The organism is Corynebacterium sp. AOP36-E1-14 (assembly GCF_052377495.1).
Lineage (GTDB): Bacteria > Actinomycetota > Actinomycetes > Mycobacteriales > Mycobacteriaceae > Corynebacterium.
Genome location: NZ_JBQSWV010000010.1, coordinates 45620 through 69270 on the forward strand (window position 1 = coordinate 45620; position 23651 = coordinate 69270).

The window sequence follows — 23651 nt, forward strand, 5'->3', positions numbered from 1 at the left end:
AGTGCGGTAGATCAGCCGGACAAATCCGCAGGACGCCCCTGCCGGCCCGGCCCGGCCAGCCGGCGCGCGCCTTACGGAAGGAGGCGCCTAGCGCCCCTTGCCGAAGTCGAGGTTGTCCATGTCGATGTTCTCGAAGCCCTCCGGCATCTGCTGCTGCATCTTCTTCAGGTCGGCCATCGACGGCATGCCGCCGCCACCGGGCATCCCCGGCATGCCACCCATGCCCGGCATCCCGGGCATCCCCTGCGGCATCTGCGGCTGCGACGGGCCCTTCTTCGCGGGCTTGCGCTTGCCGTTCTTGCCCTTTCGTCCCTTGGGCTTCTTCTTCGTCGCCGAGCGGCCCATGCCGCCACCGCCCATGCCGAACTGGCCGGCCATCTTGCCCATCATCTTCTTCGCCTCGTGGAAGCGGCTGACGAGCTGGTTGATGTCGGCGACGGTGACACCGGAACCGGCGGCGATGCGCTTACGGCGCGAGGCGTTGAGGATGTTCGGGTTCTCGCGCTCGGCCGGGGTCATGCCGCGGATGATGGCCTGGATCCGGTCGAGCTGCTTCTCGTCGACCATGTCGGCCATGTCGTTCATCTGCTTGCCGCCGGGCAGCATCTTGAGCACGTTGCCCAGCGGACCCATCCTGCGGATCATCAGCATCTGGTCGAGGAAGTCCTCGAGCGTGAGCTCCCCGGAAGCCATGCGGGCGGCGGAGTCCTCCGCCTTGCGCTGGTCCATGACCTGCTCGGCCTGCTCGATGAGGCTGAGCACGTCGCCCATGCCCAGAATGCGGTTGGCCATGCGGTCCGGGTGGAAGACGTCGAAGTCCTCGAGCTTCTCACCGGTGGAGGCGTACATGATCGGCTTGCCGGTGACCTCACGGATCGACAGTGCGGCACCACCACGGGCGTCGCCGTCGAGCTTGGTGAGTACCACGCCGGTAAAATCCACGCCGTCGCGGAAGGCCTCGGCGGTGGTGACGGCGTCCTGGCCGATCATCGAGTCGATGACGAACAGGACCTCGTCGGGGTTGACCGCGTCGCGGATGTTGCGCGCCTGGGTCATCAGGGTCTCGTCGATGCCGAGACGGCCGGCGGTATCGATGATGACCACGTCGTGCTTGGTGCGCCCGGCCTCCTCGATACCGGCCTGGGCCACGGCGACGGGGTCACCGTGGCTGGTGCCCATCTCGTGGTCCAGGGAGTCCAGGGAGGTGCCGGGGTCCGGTGCGAAGGTGGGGACCTCGGCGCGCTCGCCGACGATCTGCAGCTGTTGCACCGCACCGGGACGCTGCAGGTCACAGGCCACGAGCATGGGCGTGTGGCCCTGCTTGGCCAGGTGCTTGGCGAGTTTTCCGGCCAGGGTGGTCTTACCGGCACCCTGCAGGCCGGCGAGCATGATCACCGTGGGCGGGTTCTTGGCCAGGTTCAGGCGCCGGGTCTCCCCGCCGAGGATGTTCTGCAGTTCCTCGTTGACGATCTTGATGACCTGCTGCGCAGGGTTGAGCGCCTCGGAGACGACCACGCCGTTGGCGCGCTCCTTGACCCGCTTGATGAAGGCGCGCACGACGGGGAGGGAGACGTCGGCCTCCAGCAACGCCAGGCGGATCTCACGCGCGGTGGCGTTGATGTCCGCCTCGGTCAGCCTGCCTTTTCCGCGCAGGCCCTTGAGGGCGCCGGACAGGCGATCGGACAAGGACTCAAACACTGTGGAACTACTCCCTTACGCAATGGCTTCTGACCCCACCACCGTACCCGGTGTGTGCGGACCTTCCTACTCACCCCCGAAAACGACGCAGGACGCACCGGGTGCGCAGGACGCCCCGCGGCCGGCGGGCCGTGGGGCGTCCGGTGCGTCCGGTGCGTCCGGTGCGTCCTAACTCTTCTGGTGCGCCTCGTCGGCGAGGTCGTTGGCCCGGTGGGCGTCGCCCTGGGCGGAGTCGAAGTCGTCGACCTCCTCGAAGTCCTCCTCGTCGGAGTAGGAGTAGGCGGACTCGGCGTGCTGGGTGGTGTCGATGCCGGCGGACTCGTCGTCGCCGGAGATCCTCCAGCCCATGGTGTACTTCAGCGCCAGGCCGATGACGGCGGTGACGACGGTGCAGAAGACCACGGCGACCAGGGCGATGACGATCTGGACGATGAACAGCTTGAAGCCGTCCGCGCCACCACCGGTGAGCAGGCCACGGTCGGTGGCCAGCAGGCCGATGCCCATCGTGCCCCAGATACCGGCGACCAGGTGGACGCCGACGACGTCCAGGGAGTCGTCGAACTTGAAGCGGAACTTCAGGCCCACGCCGACGGCGGCCAGGGCGCCGCCGATCGCGCCGAGGATGATGGCGGTGACCGGGGTCAGGTCACCGGCGGCCGGGGTGACCGACACCAGGCCGGCGACGACACCGGACGCGGCACCCAGCGAGGTGGTGTGGCCGTCGCGCAGACGCTCCACGAGCAGCCAGCCGAGCATCGCCGCACAGGTGGCGGCGGTGGTGTTGAGCCACGCCAGGCCGGCCTCGCCGTTGGCACCGAAGGCGGAGCCGCCGTTGAACCCGAACCAGCCGAACCACAACAGGGCCGCGCCGAGCATGACCAGCGGCAGGTTGTGGGGGCGCGAGCCCTCCTTCATGAAGGTGCGCGAGCGCCCGATGATCAGGGCAAGCACCAGGGCCGCCACACCGGCGTTGATGTGCACCACGGTGCCGCCGGCGAAGTCGATCGGGGCGATCGCGGCCACGTTTTCGCCGTCCTCGGTGACGGTGCCGAACATCATCGCGGCCAGGCCGTCCTCGCCGTCGGAGAGCAGTCCGCCGCCCCAGACCATGTGGGCCATCGGGAAGTAGGCCAGCGTGGCCCAGATCCCGGCGAAGACCATCCAGGTCGAGAACTTCACGCGGTTGGCCAGCGAGCCGGAGATGATCGCCACGGTGATCACCGCGAAGGTCAGCTGGAAGCCGATGTCGATCACGTTGGCGTACCCCTCGGCGCCGGCGATGTAGTTGCCGTTCGCGTCGGTGACCGAGTCCTTCAGACCGAAGAACTCGAAGGGGTTGGAGAACAGTCCCCCCACGGTCTCGGTGCCGTAGGACATCGACCAGCCCCACAGCACGTAGATCACGCCGATCAGCCCCAGCGTGCCGAAGGACATCATCATCATGTTCAGGGCGGACTTCTGACGCGACATTCCGCCGTAGAACAGTGCCAGTGCCGGCGTCATCAGCAGCACCAGTGCGGCGGACATCAGCATCCAGGCCGAGTCGCCTGTGGCTGCCGCCATTTCCTCGGGTGTCATTTCGGGGGACTCCTCAGGGTTGCGTGGGGGTTGTCTCCGGCCAGTAGCGCCGGTGTCTCACCCTGAGTAGTTAAGTGCCCCGATGTTTCGTCTGTTCATGCCGGATGATTTCGTGTGCATGAAAAACACCGCCGCAAGATTACGGCGGTGTTTCAGTGGTGCGGTTCCAGGCCTGGGTTTAGCCCAGCAGAGCGTCCACGAAGCCCTCGACCTCGAACGGGGCGAGGTCGTCGGCGCCCTCGCCCAGGCCGACGAGCTTGACCGGCACGCCAAGCTCCTCCTGCACCTGGAAGACGATGCCTCCCTTGGCGGTGCCGTCCAGCTTGGTCAGGGCGACACCGGAGATGTCGACGACGTCACGGAACATGCGTGCCTGGACCAGTCCGTTCTGGCCCACGGTGGCGTCGAGCACGAGGATGACCTCGTCGACCTTGGCCTTCTTCTCGACGACCCGCTTGACCTTGCCGAGCTGGTCCATCAGGCCCACGGAGGTGTGCAGACGTCCGGCGGTGTCGACCAGGACGACGTCGATGCCGTCGTCCACACCCTTGGCCACGGCGTCGAAGGCGACGGACGCCGGGTCCGCACCCTCCTTGCCGCGCACGGTCTTCGCCCCGACGCGGCGTCCCCAGGTCTCCAGCTGGTCGGCGGCGGCGGCACGGAAGGTGTCCGCCGCGCCCAGCAGGACGGAGTGGCCCATGCCAACGAGCACGCGGGAGAGCTTGCCGGTGGTGGTGGTCTTGCCGGTGCCGTTGACACCGACGACCATGATCACCGCGGGCTTGCCCTCGTAGGGCATGGCGTGGATCGAGCGGTCGAGACCGGGCTTGCAGGCGTCAATGAGGCAGGAGCGCAGCAGGGCGCGGGCCTCCTCCTCGCTGGAGACACCCTGGTTGGAGATCCGGCCCCGCAGATCCTCGACCACGGCGAGGGTGGTCTTGGTGCCGAGGTCCGCCATGATCAGCGTGTCCTCGATCTCCTCCCAGGCGTCCTCGTCGAGGTCACCGGCGGACAGGATGCCGAGGACACCACGTCCGATGACGTTCTGCGACTTGGAGAGGTTGCCGCGCAGACGACCGATACGTCCCTCGACCGGGGCGATCTCCTCCACGGGCTCCGGAGTCGGCTCAGGCTCGGGTTCCAGTTCGGGCTCGGGCTCCGGCTCCGGCTCGGGTTCCGGTTCAGGCTCCGGCGTGGGCTCCACGACGGGTGCGGGAGTCGGCTCCGGTTCGGGGACGGGCTCCTGCTCGACCTCCGGCTCCTCAGCAGGCTCAGCGTCGACCTCCGGCTCCGCTTCGGGCTCAGGCGTCGGCTCAGGTTCCGGGGTCGGCTCCGGCTCAGGGGTTGCCTCAGGCTCAGGCGCGGGTGCAGGCTCGGGTGTCGGCTCCGGCTCGGGTGCAGGCTCGGGCTCGGGTGCGGGCTCGGGCTCGGGTGCGGGCTGCGCGACCGGCGGCGTCGGGGCGGTCGGCGGCTCCTTGTCCCCGCCGAGTTCCTGACCCGGGAGAACCTCAGGCTCCTTCTCCGCCACCCCGGCGGCGCTACCGGCGCTGAAGTTGAATCCACCCTGCGCCTGGTAGTTGCCGGAGGTCGGCTTCTTCTCCTCGATCTCCGACTTCTTCTCGAAGGAGATCTCCTTCTGCTTGCCCCGACGGATGCCGAGGACGATCAGCAGGGCGACGATGACAATGACCGCGACGGCGGCTATGACTATCCAGATAATCGGGTCCATGTCACCAGTGAACCAAACGACCGCCGCCCCGTGTGCCGCAGGGCGTGGATTTCTTCCCCAGTGCCCTCTTCTCCCCCGCCGCCGTCCACCAATTCAGGACGACACCTTGACCCCTCAGGTCGCCGAGGCCCCTCCTCAACGACCTGAGGGCTCAAGGTGCGGCACCTTGAGCCCTCAGGACGCCTCGGGCCCCGGTGCTACTCGCTGATGATGGAGTCGATCGCGGCGTCAGCGGCGTCAGCAGCACCATCCTCAGCCGAAGCCTCAACCTCATCCTCCACCTCGTCAGGCCCGAACACGCCGAGCACCATCGCGTCGGCCGCGACGAGGTCACCGGTCACGAGGTCAGGCACGATGCGCGCGATCTCCGCCCAGCCCGGGTACGCCGAGGACAGCTGCCCGGTCGAACCCAACCGTCCGTGGGCGTGCATGCGCGCGGCGATCGCCAGGATCATGCTGATCACCGGGGTCAGCGCCCACCGGTTGTCCGGGTTGTCGGTGTCCACGTTGTCGAGCTTGTCGAAGCGCACGCGCGCGGAGGTGTACAGCTGCCGGTTCGTCTGGCGGATCCGGCGCAGCAGCGCCAGCGCCACGCGCAGCAGACCCGGGTCGGCGAGCACCTGGCCGAGTTCCTCACGGTGGCGGAAGGTCTCGAACACGGCGATCAGCCGCGAGTTCTCCTCCGACAGCGCACCGGGCACGACCTGCGAGCCGGCGAAGAAGGTCGACAGCACGGCCTCCTGCTGCTCCGGGGACAGCTGCGCGATCTGCACGGTGGTGGCGTCGATGCAGGACGTCTCCAGCGTGGCGTCGCGTCCGGTCTCCACGGTCTGCGACAGCGGTGTGCCGCCGATGCCGGAGAGCCGGCGTCCGATCTCGCGGCGGGCCATGGTGTCGTCGTCGTCGGTGGCGGCGAGTTCGCCGAGGATCTCCAGCGCGGCGATCCAGGCCACGCCGGGCCGCGGGTCCGGGGAGGTGGAACGCAGTGAGGCGTGCACCAGCCCGGACAGGATGAACTGCGCCGGACGGTCGGAGGACGGCACCAGCGAGCGCGACATCGCGCGCAGGGCCTCGCGCGGGTGGCGCGCCAGGGCGGCGTGCATCGCGGCACTGGCGTCCGCGGTGGCCTCCCCGGTCAGCCAGCCGGCCAGCACGTCCCACAGCACGGTGAGCACGTCGGTGTCCTCGGGCAGTTCGTCGGACGCCCCGGCGAGGTAGGCGGCGAGCTGCGTCCAGGGGCCGCCGTCGTCCGGACGGGCGTGGCCGGGGACGTCGACGCGCAGGGCGCCGGGGCCGGGGGACGCCGCGGGGTGCAGCGGGCTGAAGCGGTCCCGGTTGTGGAACTGCACGCTCAGCGCACCGGCGTCGGTCAGCTCGGCGGGCAGTTCGGCGACACCGTCGGTGAAGCTCAGCACGCGGGCGGACATCCAGGGTGCGGTCAGCGACCACACCCACGCCGGGGAGTCGACCTTCGGCGACACGCTCAGGCTGCCGCGGGTGCCGTCGCCTTGCGGGGCGGTGTAGGTCAGGGTGCGGTCCTCGGCGGGACGCATCGTCACCAGGCGCACACTGTGGCTGCGTCCGTCGGCGACGAACTCCAGCTCGCAGGAGCCCTCGGTGAGCAGCGGCAGCGAGGCACGCACCGACGACAGCGACACCGACCAGGTCACCTGGTCCACCGTGCCCAGGCGCAGGGTGCGCACCGGGGCACCGTGACGGTCACGGATGACCAGTCGAGGGGACTCCACCGGCATGCCCGGACGGATCCGGAAGCGCGCGGCGGAGTTGATCTCCACGGCCGGGGCCACGAGCGACTCGGTGCGCCACATCGGGTCCTCACCGATCAGCGGCAGCTGGAAGCGCAGCCGCGGCGGCTCCACGACCAGCGGCAGGGCGTCGCCGGCATCGGTCTCGGCGATGACCTGGACGGACTTCTCCTCGGTCTTCACGTCCACGGTGCGCGGGATGAACAGCTGCTTGTCACCCTGGAACAGCGAGACGGTCACCGGGGTCAGCCCGGCGACCAGGCCCAGCCGCGGGCTGGCGGGGGCCTCGATGTCCAGGCCCTCGACGATGGCGAACTCGTGACGGAAGGACTCGTTGCGCGGGCCGCGCAGGCGCACTAGGTACTCCCCGACCCACGGGGTCTCGTAGGCCTCGGGGTCGAAGACGTCGAACATGCCGCCCTCGGCGGGCACCTCCAGCGGCTCCTCCTCGGTGACCTCCTCGCCGGTCTCGTCCGGGCCGGCCCAGGAGCTCACCGACAGGAACCAGATCTCCGGCGCACCGGAGACGGTGGCCGGGAACACGGCCTGCAGGCTCGACGAGTGCACGGGCAGTCCGCCGACGGTGCGGATCGCCGGCAGCACGTTCTCCGGCTCGCGGAACCACACGCGCTGGCGGGCGTCCACGCACCGTACCGTGCCCATCGCCGGACGTGCCACGCCCGGACGGTCGATGAGCAGTGCGGTGGCCTCGGACAGGTCAAGGTCGCGGATGACCCAGCCGTCCCACGCCTTGACCTGCCACTCGCCCAGCACCGGGATGGTGCGGTCGGCCACCGGGTCCACCGCGGTGGAGTCCTGGGGGCAGACCACGAGCACACGCGAGTGGTGCAGGGAGACACGGTCGGTGAGGTCCTTGCCGCGGCGGGTGAAGACCATGACCGGGTCGGCGTCGTCGACGACGGGCAGCACCCAGGACTCGCCGTGGGTCAGGTCGCGCACGCCGATCTCACGCACCGGACGGCGCACCGGCAGGTCCAGCGTCTCGGTGACCGGACGCCCCGGGGCGTCGGAGCGACGCGTGCGGAAACCGGCCGGCCGGCCGTCGACGTCCACGTGCCAGCGCACCTCGTCGACAGGGTCGACAGGGTCGACGGAGTCGACGGAATCGTCGGAGTCGCCGGGATCCTCCAGCGGCTGCTCGGGAAGACGCAGCACCACGCGCTGCCGGGCCAGGTCGATGGCCAGGCGCGGGCGGTCCTCACGGGTACCCACGCCCACGCGGTGGCGTCGGGCCGTGGTGCCGGAGGGACGCTCACGCAGTTCCTCGACGACGTCCTCGAGCACCAGCGGCGCGACCGCGGCGTCCTGCCCGGCCTCAGACCGGGCCTCCGTCACGGAGTTGACCCAATGGTCGGGGTGCTCGGCGGCGAGCTGCACCACACGCACCACCGGGGCGATCAGCCGCTCGGCGAGCGCGGGCAGCGCGGCACACAACGGGCCGGCCTGCAATGACTCCTCGGCGAGCACGGCGACCACGGCGGCGGCCTCCTCGGCCGGGGTCGCCAGGGCCTCGCCGGCCAGCCGGCGGGTGTCGATGAGCTCGATGAGCTCGGGCACCCAGTCGGTGGCGATGCCCACGTGGGCGAACAGGCGCCCCAGGTCCCCGTCGGAGCCGGCGGCCGCGGCGTCCACCGGGTCCAGGCCCGCGCGGGTGAGGATCTCGGCGTAGTCGATCAGCGAGACCCGCTCCGGAGTCGGCTCGATCCCCAGGCCGGTCCAGAACTCCGACTCCAGCTCGCCGACCACGTTGAGCCTGGCGGCGCGGAAGATCAGGGTGGAGGCGGTCAGCGCGGGGCAGGTGCGCAGCAGCGCGTCCTCCCCCGCGCCGGCACGGATCTGGCGGGAGAGGAACTCCCCGTAGAAGATGGTGAGGCGTTCAAGCTCGTCACCGGTGATGTCCAGGTCGACGAACACGGCGGGGTCCCCGCTGAGTTCGCCGAGACGTCGGGCGAGTTCTATCTCCGTGCTGGACGCCCAGGCGAGGAGATTGTCGGAGAGATCGGCGATGGGGCTGTCTGCAGGAGTCGGGGTGTTGCTCACGTCGACCTATTCTAGGAGGAGCCGGAGGGTTCGGCAGGTTTGGGGTCCATGCGTTGGGAAATGACCCGCGTGACGCCGTCGCCGCGCATGGTCACCCCGTAGAGCACGTTGGCCACGTCCATGGTGGGCTTCTGGTGGGTGATCACGATGAGCTGCGAGTCTTCGCGCAGTTCCTCGAACAGGGCGATGAGCCGACGCAGGTTCACGTCGTCCAGCGCGGCCTCGACCTCGTCCATGACGTAGAAGGGGCTGGGGCGGGCGCGGAAGATGGCGACGAGCAGCGCCAGGGCGGTCAGCGACTTCTCCCCGCCGGAGAGCAGCGAGAGGCGTTTGACCTTCTTGCCGGGCGGGCGGGCCTCGACCTCGATGCCGGTGGTGAGCATGTCGTCGGGGTCGGTGAGCACCAGGCGTCCGGCGCCGCCGGGGAACAGCGTGTCGAAGACGCGGGGGAACTCGTCCTCCACGTCGTTCCACGCCTCGGTGAACAGGGTGAGGATGGTGTCGTCGACGTCCTTGATCACCCCGTCGAGGTCGTCGCGGGCCTTCTCCACGTCATCGAGCTGGGTGGCCAGGAAGCGGTGGCGCTCCTCGAGGGCGGCGTACTCCTCCAGCGCCAGGGGGTTGACCTTGCCCAGCGAACGCAGGGACTTCTCGGCCTGCTTGAGTTCACGGGCGGCGAGATCACGGTCGAAGTCCTCGCCCGGGGCCTCGGCGAGCAGCTGGGCTGAGCTCATGCCGAGCTGGTCCATGGCCTGTTCCAGGGCCTGCTCGATGCGCAGCTGCGCCTGGCTGCGGGCGATCTCGGCGGTGTGGGAGGTGTTGGTCAGGTGGTTCAACCGCAGGGTCAAGGTGTTGACCTTGTCCTTGCGTTCATTCAGTGCGCCCTGCCACTGCCGGTGCGCCTCGTCGGTGCGCGCCCGGGTGCCTTCGGCACGGTCCAGGGCGTCGCGGATGCGCAGGTCCACGCGCCTGGCCTGCTCGGCGACGACGGCGGCGCGCTCACGTGCTGCCCGACGACTCGCGGCCGCACGTTCGAACTGCTCGCGTGCCGCGGTCTCCTGGCGGGCCTGGCGGCGCAGCCCCTCGGCCCGTCCACGGTGGTTGCCGGCGCGTTCCTCGGCGGTGCGCAGCGACAGCCGGGCCTCCATCTCCATGGCGCGCGCCTGGGTCAGCGCCTGGGACGCCGCATCGCGTTCTGCGGTGGACGGTTCGGCGTCACCGCCGGGGCTCTCTCCTTCCTCATCCAATCGCGCCAGACGCTCGGCGACCTCGTCGGCCTCGGTGGCCAGCGCGTCGCGGCGGGCTTCGGCCTCGTCGCGTTGGGCGACGACCTTGTCCAGCAGTCGGCGAGCCTGGCCCGCACTGCGCTCGGCGGCCTCGGCCCGCTGGCGGGCGGCGGTGAGCCGGGTACGGTGGTCGCGCACCGCGGCGGTCGCCCCGGCTGCGGCGGTGCGCAGCTCCTCGGCGGCCTGTTCGGCGCCGGTGAGTGTGGCCTGCAGGTCGGCGAGTTCCGCCTGACGTTCGGCGATCTCCCCGGACGCCCGGTCGATGCGGGTGGACAGCTCCACCGGGGTCGTCCCGCCGGAGCCGGCGGCGACCCAGCCGGCGCCGAGGAGCACACCGTCGGCGGTGACGGCGCGCAGGCGCGGGTCGGCGGCGACCACGCGGCGTCCTTCCTCGACACCGGGGACGGCGACGACGTCGACGAGCAGGGCGGTGACGGCCGGTACCACGGCGTCGTCGACCTCCAGGTGGTCGAGCAGCCAGCCGGCCCGGGAGTCTGAGGTGGCGATCGCCGTGGAGTCCAGGCGCCAGGAGCCGCCCGCCCCCTCACCGGCAGCTGCACCGTCACCGGCGAGCAGGACGGCGCGTCCTTCCGCCGCCTCCACCAGGGCGTCCACCAGCGAGTCCACGGAGCCGGCGTCGCCGCCGGCGAGCCCGGCGGGCAGCACCGCGGCGACCGCGCGCTCCCAACCGTCGTGCACGCTCAGCAGGTCGGCGAGTGGACGCAACGCGTCCAGCCCACGCTCGGCGGCCGCACGCACCGCCACCGCCGCACCGTCGGTGGGACGCAATTGATCGCGCCAGGCGTCCACCGACGCCTCCAGCGAGGCGACGGCGCGTTCCAGGTCGCGTTCGGAGCCGCGCAACTCCCCCACCCGCCGGTCGGCGCCGGTGGACTCCTCGGCCGCGCGTGCCGCGGCGTCCTCCAGTCCGGCACCCTGGTTCTCCAGCTCGGCCAGCGCGTCGGCGGCGTCGGCCGCCTCGGAACCCGAGGTTGCCTCCAGGGCCTCGCGCTGCTCGTCGACGGACTGCTGGAGCCTCTCGATCTCCTCGGCCGCGGCGGTGCGCCGCTGGTCCACGGCGTCCTGCTGGGCGAGCAGCCGGACGATCCCCTCCCGCCGGTCGGCGATCGCGCGGACCTGTGCGAGGTGCTCGCGCTCGGCCTCACGGGCGGCCTCGTCACGGGCGGCGACGTCCTCCCGGATGTTCTCCAGCCGCTCCGCGGCGAGCTCGACCTCCTCGTCGAGCACCGACTGCTCCTCCTCCGCCTGCTCGGCGCGGGCGATGAGCTCGTCGGGGTCCTGGCCGGTCCAGGTGGTGTCGGCACCGGAGTCGTCGGCCCGGTCGGCGGCGATGCGCAGGGTGGCCGAGTTCTTCTCGGCGACCGTGGACAGCCGAAACCACAGGGACTTCGCCGCCTCGGCCTCCTCCAGGGCGGTGCGCAGCTCCTCCTCGGTGACCGCCAGCGCGGTGGTGTGCTCCTCGAGCTCGGCGTTGAGCTCGGCGATGTCGGCGTCGAGGACCTTGGTCTGTGCGTCGGCGTCGTTGAGTTCCTCGGAGAGCCGACGGACCTTGTCGGCGGTGAGCAGCAGCCGGTTAGAACGGATCGTGGCCTGCACCTGCTCGGCGCGTTGGGCGGCCTCGGCCTGGCGTGCCAACGGCTTGAGCTGCTTGGCCAGCTCGTCGGTCAGGTCGTGCAGACGATCCAGGTTGCCTTGCATCGACACCAGCTTGCGCTGGGCCTTCTCCTTGCGACGGCGGTGCTTGAGGACGCCCGCGGCCTCCTCGATGTAGGCGCGGCGTTCCTCCGGACGCGACTCCAGGATCTGGGCGAGACGCCCCTGCCCGACGATGACGTGCATCTCGCGGCCGATGCCGGAGTCCGACAGCAGCTCCTGGATGTCCATCAGACGGGCCTTGGAACCGTTGATCTCGTACTCGCTGGCCCCGTCGCGGAACATGCGCCGGGTCACGGAGACCTCGGAGTAGTCGATGGGCAGCGCGCCGTCGGCGTTGTCGATGGTCAGGGTGACCTCCGCGCGGCCCAGGGCCTTACGGTCGCCGGCGCCGGCGAAGATGACGTCCTCCATCTTGCCGCCGCGCAGGGTCTTCGCGCCCTGTTCGCCCATCACCCAGGCGAGTGCGTCGACGACATTGGACTTACCGGATCCGTTCGGCCCGACGACCGCGCAGATTCCGGGTTCCAGTTTCAGGGTCGTCGCCGACGCGAAGGACTTGAAACCCTTCAGGGTCAACGACTTGAGGTGCATGGCGGAGAATTTTACCTCAGCGGGTCTCGAACCCGGTGTACTCGCCACGCGGGCCAGTCACCGAGTCCACCACGTGGTCCACCCGCCCCGGGGTGTCACCGGAGCGTAGCCAGTTCAGCAAGTCACCCGTGGCGGTCTCGGAGCCTTCGGCGATGACGAGGACGCGGCCGTCCGGGTAGTTGGACGCGAATCCGGTGAGCCCGAACTCCAGGGCCTTCGTCCTGGTCTTCCATCGGAAGCCCACCCCCTGGACGTGGCCGTGCACCCATGCGGTGAGACGGGTGGTGGGTGCTTCCGGGTGCTCGCTCATGCGTCCAATCCTGCCATGGTGGCTGTGGTGGCCGCTCTAGCCGCGCAGCGTGCGTGCCGGCTGGGCGTCGAAGGTGTCGTCCTTGTCGTCCCAGCACTCCACGTTCTTCAGCTCGGGAAGCATGCTGCGCTTGAAGACGGGGTCGAGCCCCTGCTTGCGCTGTTCGTTGTAGTTGCGCAGCAGCTTGAGCACCACCGGGCACAGCGGGACGATCGCGCAGAGGTTGACGAGCACCATGATCGCGGTGAAGGTGTCGGCCAGGGCCCAGATGAGCGGGAGCTGGACGATGGCGCCGAGGAAGACGCAGATGACCACGAAGGTACGGAAGGCCAGCATGACCATCGGGTTCTTCGTGAAGTACTCCACGTTGGACTGTGCGAGGTAGTAGTTGCCGATCACCGAGGAGAAGGCCAGGAAGAACAGGATGAAGGTCACCGCGTGGATGCCCCAGTCGCCGACCTGGGCGGCCACGGAGTCCTGGGTCAGCGGCGAGCCCTGGATCTCCTCACCGAAGGGCGGATTGGACAGCAGGATGATGAAGGCGGTGACGGAGCAGACCACCAGGGTGTCGAAGTACACGCCGAGGGTCTGAACCAGGCCCTGCTTGACGGGGTGGGACACCGCGGCGGTGCCGGCGGCGTTGGGCACGGAGCCCTGGCCTGCCTCGTTGGAGAACAGGCCGCGGCGCATGCCGTTGACGAACGCCGCACCGACGGTGGCGCCGGCGATCTCCTTGAACCCGAAGGCGTGCTCGATGATCTGGGCGAAGACACCGGGGATCTCGGAGAGGTTCATCAGGACGACGATGAGGCCGAGCCCGATGTAGGCCACGGCCATGAACGGCACGACCACCTGGGTGAAGGAGGCGATGCGCTGCACGCCACCGAAGACGATGAGGGCGGTGAGTGCGGCGACGACCAGCCCGACGATGATCTTCAGGCCGGTGCCGTCGTTGTCGGCGGAGCGTCCGACGGATTCCACGATGGCGTTGGTCTGCAGGGCGTTGTTGACGAAACCGAAGGTGACGGTGATGATGACGCCGAAGATCACGGCGAGGACGGGCTTGTTCAGGCCTCGGGTGATGTAGTAGGCCGGACCGCCGCGGTAGGCGTTGTTGGCGTAGTCGCGGGTCTTGTAGAGCTGGGCCAGGGTGGACTCCACGAAGGAGGTCGCACCACCTACGATGGCGATGACCCACATCCAGAACACCGCCCCGGGTCCACCGAGGGTGATCGCCACGGCGACGCCGGCGACGTTGCCGGTGCCCACGCGCGAGGCCGCGGAGATCGTGAAGGCCTTGAACGGCGAGATCCCCTTCTTGCCCGCCCCCTCCGGGTCCTTGCCGACCATCTCATCGTCCTCGTACGGCGCCTCGGCGACCGCCCCGAACATCTGGGGGAAGAGCCGCAGCTGGACGACCGCAGTCCTGACTCCGAAGTACAGGCCGACCGTGACGAGAATGAAGGCGAGAACCAGCCAGATGTTGTCGTTCATGGATGAGATGAAGTCCGTCATGTTCGGGACGTTACTGCGCATCCAGTGAAAGCGACGTACCAACACCCGCTTAGGTGTCGCAGATCACTTTTGTTTACCTCATTAGGCCACCCCCTGGTCATTGCCGGGCGTTATCGCTGCTCCGAGTCGGTAGGAGCCTCACCGCCTATTGCCCCGTCGGACGCCCCGTCGGCCGCTCCCGCGTCGCCGAGCAGTTCGGCGACCTCGTCGGCGACGTCCGACAGGCCGGGCTCGCCGTCCAGGCCGGCCTCGCCGATGACGTCCAGCAGGACGGCGGCGCCGTCCTCACCGAAGGCCGCGATGATCTGCTCCGCGAGGAAGCGGCTGCCCGGGGTCGACGGGTGCGCGGTCATGTTGAATCCGCGGGTGGTCCAGTCACGCAGCCCGGAGACGAACCGGTCGGCGTCGCGCGCGCAGGTGGAGTTGACGTCCACGGTCATGTCCCGGATGTCGACGAAGCTGACACCCGCCGTCTTCGCCGCGGCCTTCTGGTTGGCCTGCGTGGCCCGCTCGTACTCCGCGGTGCGCGGGGCGGGAGCGCCGGACGGCAGGTTCGGGATGATGTTGCGGTCGCAGTAGACCTCGTCGGTGCCCGTGGTCGACAGGCGGCCGAGCATGAGGATCTCCGCCGCCGGCGCCGCCTCCCTGACCTTCTCCACCGCCTCGACGAGATTGGCCTGGATCTGTTCGTCCGAGGTTCCCCGGCGCTTGTCGTTCATGCCGGCGGCGAGGACCACCGTGGAGGTGTCGTTGACATGCCCGGCCTGGATCGCGAGGTCGACACGGTGGAGCATCTCGGTGGTGGTGTGGGCGTTGCACGCCCAGTTCTGGACGGGGCGTCCGGTCTCCTTGGCGACCATCGCGGGCCAGGCGTCCGGGGCGACGAAGCACCCCGCCTGCCTCGGGTAGGCGAAGCCGAGCTGGGGGTACTTGTTGATCAACCAGTGCGAGTTGGCCGTGAAGGAGTCCCCGAAAGCGACGAGGTTGTTCTCTGTCTCCTCGGAGTACGGGTTCACCCGGGGGAACAGTGTGCCCAGCGTGGGGATGCCCGCGGATCCGGCAACGGTCGCGGACGACCCGAGCGATCCTGAAGACCCTGAGGCCGGCAGGTCGTCGGCCGCGGCAGTCGGGGCGGCGGCGAAAACAATGGTCAGCGCCAGAATCGGGGCCGTGATCGCGGCAAAGGACGTCGGGCAGCGGCGAGGAGGTCGCACGGCAGAGTTCTCCTGAAGGTATGAAATGTCAGTGGCGGAGAGTGGTGGATCATTGCAGCGCAAACAGCACGGCAAGCGCCCAATGAATCCCGGGTAACCGTAGTCGGCTAAGCACTCTATTACATGCAAGCAAGAATATTCATCCCTACGTCTCCCCTACCCCTTCTCACCGAGCGCTGGCGGCTGCCACCTGAGAGGCGAGGAAGCGGGATCCCGGAGTCGAGGGATGGGAGGTCATGTTGAATCCGCGGGTGGTGATGTCCCAATTCCCGGAGATGTAGCGGGCGGCGTCCTTCGCGCAGCTGGAATGGCTGTCGATCGTCTTGGAACGGATGTCGATGAACGGCACGCCGGCAGACGCCGCCGCTGCCTTCTGGTTGGCCTGCGTGGCTCGTTCGTTGGACGCGGTACGCGGTGCAGGCTGGCCGGTGGGCATGTTCGGGATGATGTTGACGTCGCAGTAGACCTGGCTGGAGCCCGTGGTGGCAAGGCGCCCGAGGATGAGCACCTCAACCTTCGGGGCGACGGCGCGGACCTTGTCCACCGCCGCGACGAGATTCGCCCGGACGACCGCGTCGTCGACGCCCTGATTCTTGTCGTTCATGCCGGCGGCGAAGACGACCGTGGAGGTGTCGTTCACGTGGCCGGCCCTGATCGCCTGGTCGACCCGGCCGAGCATGTTCGCGGTGGTGTGCGTGTTGCACGCCCAGTTCTGGACGGGACGGCCCGTCTGGTTCGCGACGAACCCGGGCCATGCGTCAGCAGCTACGAAGCAACCTGACTGCTTCGGGTAGGAACTGCCGAGCCCAGGGTGCTTGTTGACCAACCGGTGCGAGTTGGCGGTGAAGGAGTCGCCGAAGGCCACGACGTTGCCCACCGTCCTCGAGGAGTACGGGGCCGAGGTCGACGATGACCCGCTTGAGCCACTCGATCCACTGGAGCCCGACGAGCCCGAAGAACTCGAGGATCCAGAGGATCCAGAGGAATCCGCTGAGCCACCTCCGGACGACGGCAGATCAGCCGCAACTGCCACGGGGGAGGCGGCGAGGGCCGAGAAGGCCAGGGCAAGGGCCACGAGCGGCGCCAGGGCGGTAGGACGGCGGCGAGACAGTCGCACGGCAGAGTTCTCCTGAAGGAATGAAGTGTCAGAGGTGGAGAGATGAAGAGAGGTGGAGGTCCGAGGAGGAAGCGAACACCCTCCCCAGATTCCCGGCGCCGCGCGAAGTGACTCGTGGCCCACAGAGAACACTATTCTAAGAACACACATTTGGTTCAGAAATCAACTATTCTCAGGGGTCTTTTCCGCCGGCCCCCCCCCCCGCCAACGTCCAGCCACGACCAACCGCGGATAGCCCCCTGCCAGCGCGCCGGTCACCCGTGTGCCCACTACGCAGAGCTAACGGGCTGCCTCAGAATGGTGCGGAGCTTCTCCGGGGCCACGCGGCGGACGTCACTGAGGTAGATCTCGTGGTGCATTCGCTCAGGAACTGGCCCTCGTCGTCGAAGGATCCGACGTCGAGAGCCGCCCGCTGACCCCGAAGGCCGACTTCCAGCCAGACAGAGCGGCCGAGTCTGCCAGCCGAAGCAAGCCGGAAGGTACCCATTCAGCCGTCTGCGAAGAAAGTACCGCTGCGATGTAGCTTGCGCGCTCTAGTGGCCAGATGCACGCAGAAAACTGTGCGCCCTCGGATAGCTACCGGTAGGCTCAGGGAGTGGATGTGAAGGTTTCCAGATCCGAGGTCAACGCTTTCCGGTTGCATGCCCATCACCTAACGGACCGAGTCGAGCAGCACCGCCTGCTCGATGTCGTTGGCGCAAGTGGCATCCAGAACAGCCCTCCTGGCTCGGCATTGCTCTCGTTGCATGCTCGGGCGCAGGGTGTCTCACAGGAACTGGTCGACAAACGCGTAGGCGATGACAAGAACCTGTTGCAGAGCTGGTGCATGCGCGGGTCGCCGTTCTTCTTCCCTACACGCGACGCACCGGTGTTCACCACTGGAGTGCTGCCGCCGACTGAAGAGACGATGCGCCAGTTCATCCGAGGGGCAAGCCCATCGGTAGACGAGCTCGAGCTCAGCCTCACTGAAGTAGTCGAGCTGACTAGAGCCGAGATCGGCACAGTACTGACCGGTCGCCGCCTGGCGATCGACGAGCTTGGAGCCGCTATCGCGGAACGGGTCGCCGACACTCTGCCGACGAAGAAGCGCCGCTTGCGGAACCAAGAAGGCCCCCATGCCGCTGGCCAGCCCCTCGGCGAGGCCATCGTGCACTTCTGCATCCGGATCCTCACCCTACAAGGCGTAGTCTGCCTTGCTCCACGGGAGGACAACGCGGCCCCGTTCGTGTTGGTCGAGGAATGGTTGGGCACGCCAATCCCGGACGTCGACCCGGAAACGGCCCGGGCGGAGCTTCTGCGCCGCTATCTGCACTGCTACGGCCCATCGACCAAAGCGGACTTCGCCAAGTGGTTGGGGGTCCGAGCCGGTGACGCTGAACCTTGGTGGGGTCTCGTCGAAGACGAGTTGACTCCGATCAATTTTGGTCGCAAGACATGGATGCTGACCGATGATGTCGACGCTCTCCAGACATCCCCTCCAATGCAAGGGCTGCGCCTGCTCCCGCCTCGCGATCCGTACACGCAGTTGCGTGACCGCGAGACCATCGTCGACAAGAAGTTCCACAAGACAGTGTGGAAGCCTGTCGGTGATCCCGGCACGGTACTCTCGGATGGTGCGATAATCGGCACTTGGCGTCCCCGTAAGAATGGGAATAAATTCAGGCTTGTAGTTGCGCCGTTTGACCGCCTCACAGCACGCGTCAAAGAAGATATTGAGCACGAAGCTAAGAAAATTACCGCTCTGCGTGGTGCTACCGACCTGACCCTCGATTTCGAACCTTGATACACCTATGGGCAGTGGCCGGCGGGAGAACGTGCAGATAGGCAGCCTTGGATTTTCAGTTTCATTGAGTCAAGGTGTCTTGGGACTGCTGCACGTTTAGGTAACAGGTTGTACCCACGCCGCCAGTGCGACGGTCGTGTTCATGATGTTCTCGAATTCGATGGGCGTCAAACGGCCCAGGCGGGCCTGTCGGCGACGTCGGTGGTAAGTTCGATTGATCCAGGTCACCATCGCGATCCGCAATTGCTCACGCGTGGTCCAGGCGCGGCGGTCAAGGACGTTCTTCTGCAGCAGGGCGAAGAAGCTCTCCATGGCGGCATTATCTCCGCTCGATCCGACTCTGCCCATCGATCCGACCATCCGGTGACGGGCCAGTGTGCGAAGCATCTTCCGACTACGAAATTGTCTGCCCCTATCGCTGTGCACGATGCAGCCGGCGACGTCGCCACGCATCGCCACCACGTTATCCAGGGCTCGGACGGCCAGACGCGACTCCATCCGCGAGCCGATCGAGTACCCCACGATCCAACCAGAGAACATGTCCTTGATCGCGCAGAGGTAGAGCTTGCCCTCGGCGGTGTTGTGCTCCGTGATGTCCGTCAGCCACAACTCATTCGGCACGTCCGCGGCGAATACATGACGAGATCGGCCGTGAAGTCCCGCTTCACCAGATCGTCGAGCACGGGCGGACCGGGGAAGTTTCCCGTTCTCCCCCGCTTCTTACCAAGCACTGACCACCCCTGGTTGTTCCGGCAGATCCGCCACGCGGTCCGCTCACAGATCCCTTCGCCGGTGGCGCGGGCTTCTTCGGCGAGGAATCTCGACCCGAACTCCGGGTCATCCCGGTGAGCGTCGACCAAGGCGTTGGCTCGATAAGCCGAGGCCAACTCCGCAGCGGTGACCTCATCACGGGCGCGCAACGGGCGCTGAACGTGGACGGGAGCGTGTGGTTCGGGAACGGGCGCTGGCTCGTGGTCGCCGTGGGACTTTTCGGGGCCTGCTACGGGCTTTTCACATTCGTCCGCTGGATCGTCGGCCTCGTGGAGACCTGGAAGAACAGTTAGTTCTGGGGGCGCTCGTTGAACTGGAGCTTGTGGCCATCGGGAGCGTCGACCGTTGCGTAGGTACCCCAGGGCTCGCGAGTAACGTCGGAGGTCGTCGCACCCCGAGCACGCATTTCTTCAACGGTGGCCGCAACATCGTCGGCGGCGAACGTCAGGAATGCGCCTTCACCGGGCTGTTTTCCGAACGACTCAGCCGAGGCGAGGACGAGGGACGTTTGGGCGTCGGAAGGTTTGACCTCCAACCAACGCGACCCTTCGCCCATATCTGCATCCATGACGACATCGAAACCGAGAACGTCCCGGTAGAACTCCAGAGCGGAGTCCTGATCGCTAACGTAGAGCACGGCCGAGGCTACTGAAGTGATCATGCATCCGATGCTATCGAGGGCCGCTGTGATGCACCACGGGTCGCCAGCCCTGCCCGATAACCGGACTCGGTCAACTCATGCCGAGTCCATGCCGCGCGAACTCGACGACACGCGCCCGCATGACTTCGTGCCTGTGCTCGTCAGTAGCGTCGGGCAGGAGGAAATGCGCGAGCTGCGGCATGGTGTGCGGCCAGCACGCCATACCGATCAGAGTCATGAGCGTCACCGCACGGGCGGCGGCAGGAAGGCAAGACCACAAGTCCGCTCTCGCCTATGATCGTCGCTGACACACCGGACAGAAGTGCGAGGACCGGTTCATCCACTGCTCGCGCACCATCGGCGTCCCGCACCGGTGGCACGGCTCCCCCGTCCGCCCGTAGGCGTTCAACGACCGCGAGAAGTACCCGGACGCCCCGTTGACGTTCACGTACAGGTCGTCGAAGGTCGTCCCGCCGGCCGCCAGGGCGCGCTCCATGACCTCACGGGCGCACTGCAGGACGCGCAGGACGTCCTGCTGCCGCATCGCGCTGGCGCGCTTACGCGGGTGCACGCCGGCGTCCCACAATGCCTCGTCGGCGTAGATGTTCCCGATTCCGGAGACCACCGTCTGGTCCAGCAGCACCCGCTTGATCTCCGAGCGTTTCCGACGGATCGCCCGGGCGGTGTCCACCTCGTCGAAGGACGCGTCGAGCGGGTCCACCGCGATGTGTGGGACGGGGTCACCGTCGGCGAGTTCCCAGCGTCCGAACGTGCGCTGGTCGACGAAGGTCAGCTCCAACGCTCCTCCGTCGACCGTCGCCAGGCGCGAGCGGATCCGCACGTGCGGGGAGACGACCTGCCCCGGTTCCCCGAGCAGCATCTGCCCGGACATGCCCAGGTGCACCAACAGGTTGCCACGACTCCCCAGCTCCAGCCAGAGGTACTTGCCGCGGCGGCAGACCTGCGACACGACCGCCGCGTCCAATCCGGCGACCAGGGCGGACGCTCCCCCGTCCTGTCCGCGCACCGCACGCGGGTGCAGCACCTCGGTGTGCAGGAACGTCGCGTCGAGGATGTGCTCGGCCAGGCCGGCGCGCACGACCTCGACCTCGGGAAGCTCAGGCATGATGGCGGCTCAGGTCAGCTCAGGGCCTTGTAGGCCTCGCGGGCGGCGTGGTGCTCGGCCTCCTTCTTCGTGTGGCCGATACCCCGCCCACGTACCTGGTCACCGATGGTGACGGTGGCGTTGAAGGTCTGGTCGTGGGCGGGGCCGGACGCCTCGGAGGCGTACACGGGGTCGCCGCCGATGCGCAGGTCGCTGAGCTTCTCCAGCAGCACGGTCTTCCAGTCCATGGTCAGACCGGTGGACGGCGCCGTGGTGATGCGCTCGGCGAAGATGCGCAGCACGGCCTCGCGGGCGGTGGCGAAACCGTGGACCAGGTAGATCGCCCCGAGCATCGCCTCCACTGAGTCGGCGAGGATGGAGTGCTTGTCGTTGCCGCCGGTGAGCATCTCACCGCGGCCCAGCAGGATGTTGTCGCCCATGCCGAGTTCGCGCGCCACGTCCGCCAGGGCGTACATGTTGACCACACCGGCACGCATCTTGGAGATGTCGGCCTCCGAGCGCTCCGGGAACTGCACGTAGAGCTGCTCGGCGACGCTGAGACCCAGCACCGCGTCGCCGAGGAACTCCAGGCGCTCGTTGTTGGGGAGGTTGCCGTTCTCGTTGGCGAAGGAGCGGTGCGACAACGCCAGACACAGCATGTCGTCCGGCAGGTCGACCCCCCACGCCTCCTTCAGCGGGCCGTGGTCGGTCTTCGTGAAGGCCGCCTCCAAGGCGGCCTCACCGGTGAGACGACGCTTGCGTGCCATCAGGCGTCCTCCCCCGGCTTCTCGTCATCGTCGTCACTCACGTCGCCGAACTTCTCGGCCAGCGCCGCCCAGCGCGGGTCCACGACCTCTTCCTCGCCGGACACGCCGTCCGGCTCCGGGGTGGCGTCCGAGCAGGTCAGCCCGTAGTCGGCGCAGACCGGGTTGAACGGGAGGTTCAGGCCGGCCTCGTCGAGGAGCAGCTGGGTGACGTCCGCCCGGTCCTTCTCGACCAGGTTCGGCTCGTCGCCTTCCTCGGCGTCCTCCCCGGAGATGAAGTCCGGGGTCATACCGAAGACGTCGCTGACGTGCAGGGAGATCTCGCGTTCGATGGGGCCGAGGCAGCGGGAGCACTGGCCGGTGGCGTGAGCGTACGCGGTGGCGTCGACCAGCAGGGACTCCCCCAGGTTCGTGATGTCGGCGACGACCTCGACCTGCGCGCCCTCGGCGATGCCGAGCATCTCCCCGCCCAGCCGGACGGTCGCTGTACCGGTGGTGGTCACATGGTGGGGCACGCCGACGGACTGGAGCGGCTCACGGACATCGAGGAGGAAAGGATCGTTACTCACACCATGTTTCTACCCTCGCGACGGGGGGTAGTGCGAATCAGTCGCGGTAGCCGTCCCGGTACTCCTCGCGCGGAGCCTCCCGGTAGTCGTCGCGGTACTCGCCGCGCGGCTCCCGACGGGCCGGCTCACGTCCCGCCGCGTCCCCGTGGCGTGTGCCGGACACCCCGGCACCCTTGCGCAGCGCCGAGCGGTCGCGCGAGACGGTGCGCAGCGTCCCGGTGAGCGACTCCTCGAACTGGGCCAGGGTGGAGTCCACGTAGTGGTCGCACTCGCGGCGCAGACGGTCGGAGTCGGAGTGGGCGGACTCCACGATGCGGCGGGACTCGTCCTCGGCGACGCGCACGACCTCGGACTCTCCGACCAGGCGCTGCTGCTCGGCGATGCCCTCGTTGACCGAGCGGTCGTAGGACTCGTTGCCGGCGGTGACCAGACGCTCGGCCTCCGCCTCGGCGCGGGTGGTGGTCTGCTCGTACTCGGCACGGGCGTCGGAGACCAGGCGGTCGGCCTCGGACTCGGCGCGGGCCACGGTGGAGTGGGCGCGCTCCTCGGCGTCGGTGACCATGTCCTCGGCCTGGCGGCGTGCCTCCTCGAGGATCCGGTCGCGCTGCGCCTCGGCGTCGCGCACCAGGGTGTCCGCCTCGTCCTCGGCGTTGGCGATGATGCCGTCGCGGTGGTCGAGGACGTCCTGCGCGTCGTCCATCTCCACGGGGATGGCGGTGCGCACCTCGTCGAGAAGGTCCTGGACCTCGCGGCGCGGGACCATGCAGTTGGAGGTCATCGGAACGCCGTACGCCTGGTCAACCATGTTCTGGAGGTCATCGAGGCCCTGGAAAGTCTTGTACATGCGTTCCAGCATGCCAGAAATGGGGCGGACGGTACGGGTGTGACACGCAGACGCCACACCCCCTCGGGTGTCGGCCGGGTGTCAGGCGGGCGTGTCAGGCCCCGTAACGGGCGGTCACCGCGGCGGCGACGTTCTCCGGCAGCAGGCCATTGACGTCCCCGCCGTACTTGGCGACCTCCTTGCAGATCGTCGAGGACACGTAGCCGAACTGAGGGTTGGTCAGCAGGAAGAAGGTCTCCGCCCCGGACAGCCGCTGGTTCATCTGTGCCATCGGCAGCTCGTACTCGTAGTCCAGGGAACTGCGCAGCCCCTTGACCATCGCCGGGATCTTGTTGTCGGTGAGATAGTCCACCAGCAGCCGGTCCCAGGTGTCCACGGTGATCCGCGACGCCTCCGGGGAACCACTGGCGTCCAGTGCCTCACGGATCAACGTCACGCGCTCCTCGGCGGTGAACAGGCCGGACTTGTTCGGGTTGTAGGTCACCAGCACGGTCACCTCGTCGAAGTTGCGCGCGGCGCGCGTGAAGATGTCGAGGTGACCGTTGGTGACGGGGTCGAAGGACCCGGGGCAGCAGACTCGCATGCCGCCGATCCTACCGCTCCGTGTTCTCCCCTACCGGCTGTCCCCTGCTG

16 protein-coding genes and 2 pseudogenes are annotated in these 23651 nt (G+C 68.2%); 1 reads left to right on the top strand and 17 read right to left on the bottom strand.

Translation table 11 applies throughout. From position 1 onward, the window contains the following. Positions 1-87: 87 nt before the first annotated feature. From ffh to ACT3TD_RS06560, 10 genes and pseudogenes are all read right to left on the bottom strand, one after another. Positions 88-1698: a signal recognition particle protein gene (gene ffh, locus ACT3TD_RS06515; protein ID WP_301441837.1), complete on the bottom strand. Its 1611-nt coding sequence runs from the start codon at positions 1696-1698 to the stop codon at positions 88-90. A 168-nt stretch (positions 1699-1866) separates the two neighbouring features. After that, positions 1867-3276 carry an ammonium transporter gene (locus tag ACT3TD_RS06520; protein ID WP_301441838.1) on the bottom strand — a complete coding sequence of 470 codons (1410 nt, stop codon included), beginning with the start codon at positions 3274-3276 and terminating at the stop codon, positions 1867-1869. Between the two features lie 178 nt (positions 3277-3454). Next, complete coding sequence (gene ftsY, locus ACT3TD_RS06525; RefSeq protein ID WP_444614762.1) at positions 3455-5005, bottom strand: signal recognition particle-docking protein FtsY; 1551 nt, start codon at positions 5003-5005, stop codon at positions 3455-3457. Between the two features lie 197 nt (positions 5006-5202). Beyond that, positions 5203-8832 carry a hypothetical protein gene (locus tag ACT3TD_RS06530; protein WP_301441840.1) on the bottom strand — a complete coding sequence of 1210 codons (3630 nt, stop codon included), beginning with the start codon at positions 8830-8832 and terminating at the stop codon, positions 5203-5205. An 11-nt stretch (positions 8833-8843) separates the two neighbouring features. Continuing rightward, a complete protein-coding gene (smc, locus tag ACT3TD_RS06535) occupies positions 8844-12386 on the bottom strand; it encodes a chromosome segregation protein SMC (protein ID WP_301441841.1) in 3543 nt (1180 codons plus the stop codon). Between the two features lie 16 nt (positions 12387-12402). Further along, positions 12403-12696: an acylphosphatase gene (locus ACT3TD_RS06540; protein WP_301441842.1), complete on the bottom strand. Its 294-nt coding sequence runs from the start codon at positions 12694-12696 to the stop codon at positions 12403-12405. 36 nt (positions 12697-12732) lie between these two features. Beyond that, positions 12733-14211 carry an alanine/glycine:cation symporter family protein gene (locus tag ACT3TD_RS06545; protein ID WP_301441843.1) on the bottom strand — a complete coding sequence of 493 codons (1479 nt, stop codon included), beginning with the start codon at positions 14209-14211 and terminating at the stop codon, positions 12733-12735. A gap of 110 nt (positions 14212-14321) precedes the next feature. Then, positions 14322-15425, bottom strand: coding sequence for an SGNH/GDSL hydrolase family protein (locus tag ACT3TD_RS06550; protein ID WP_444637976.1), 1104 nt, complete (start codon positions 15423-15425; stop codon positions 14322-14324). A 166-nt stretch (positions 15426-15591) separates the two neighbouring features. Then, on the bottom strand, positions 15592-16302 hold the full coding sequence (locus tag ACT3TD_RS06555; protein WP_301441845.1) for an SGNH/GDSL hydrolase family protein: 711 nt from the start codon (positions 16300-16302) through the stop codon (positions 15592-15594). A 509-nt stretch (positions 16303-16811) separates the two neighbouring features. Further along, positions 16812-16901 (bottom strand): annotated as a pseudogene (locus ACT3TD_RS06560) (GyrI-like domain-containing protein); the annotation flags it as partial. A gap of 236 nt (positions 16902-17137) precedes the next feature. On the opposite strand from ACT3TD_RS06560, the gene ACT3TD_RS06565 reads away from it, so the two are divergent. Next, entirely contained in the window at positions 17138-18325 is a 1188-nt protein-coding gene (locus tag ACT3TD_RS06565; RefSeq protein ID WP_441578852.1) for a winged helix DNA-binding domain-containing protein, read from the top strand. 96 nt (positions 18326-18421) lie between these two features. On the opposite strand, the pseudogene ACT3TD_RS06570 reads toward ACT3TD_RS06565, so the two are convergent. From ACT3TD_RS06570 to coaD, 7 genes and pseudogenes are all read right to left on the bottom strand, one after another. Then, positions 18422-19227 (bottom strand): annotated as a pseudogene (locus ACT3TD_RS06570) (IS3 family transposase); the annotation flags it as partial. Positions 19228-19385: 158 nt separating this feature from the next. Continuing rightward, on the bottom strand, positions 19386-19757 hold the full coding sequence (locus ACT3TD_RS06575; RefSeq protein ID WP_301441847.1) for a VOC family protein: 372 nt from the start codon (positions 19755-19757) through the stop codon (positions 19386-19388). 271 nt (positions 19758-20028) lie between these two features. Next, entirely contained in the window at positions 20029-20862 is an 834-nt protein-coding gene (gene mutM, locus ACT3TD_RS06580; protein WP_301441848.1) for a bifunctional DNA-formamidopyrimidine glycosylase/DNA-(apurinic or apyrimidinic site) lyase, read from the bottom strand. 14 nt (positions 20863-20876) lie between these two features. Further along, complete coding sequence (gene rnc / locus ACT3TD_RS06585) at positions 20877-21608, bottom strand: ribonuclease III (protein ID WP_301441849.1); 732 nt, start codon at positions 21606-21608, stop codon at positions 20877-20879. Continuing rightward, a complete protein-coding gene (locus ACT3TD_RS06590) occupies positions 21608-22174 on the bottom strand; it encodes a YceD family protein (protein WP_441578851.1) in 567 nt (188 codons plus the stop codon). Before ACT3TD_RS06590 ends, rnc begins: the two co-directional genes overlap by 1 nt. A gap of 37 nt (positions 22175-22211) precedes the next feature. Next, on the bottom strand, positions 22212-23018 hold the full coding sequence (locus ACT3TD_RS06595; protein WP_301441851.1) for an ATP synthase F0 subunit B: 807 nt from the start codon (positions 23016-23018) through the stop codon (positions 22212-22214). 94 nt (positions 23019-23112) lie between these two features. After that, positions 23113-23601 carry a pantetheine-phosphate adenylyltransferase gene (gene coaD / locus ACT3TD_RS06600; RefSeq protein ID WP_301441852.1) on the bottom strand — a complete coding sequence of 163 codons (489 nt, stop codon included), beginning with the start codon at positions 23599-23601 and terminating at the stop codon, positions 23113-23115. Positions 23602-23651: the final 50 nt, after the last annotated feature.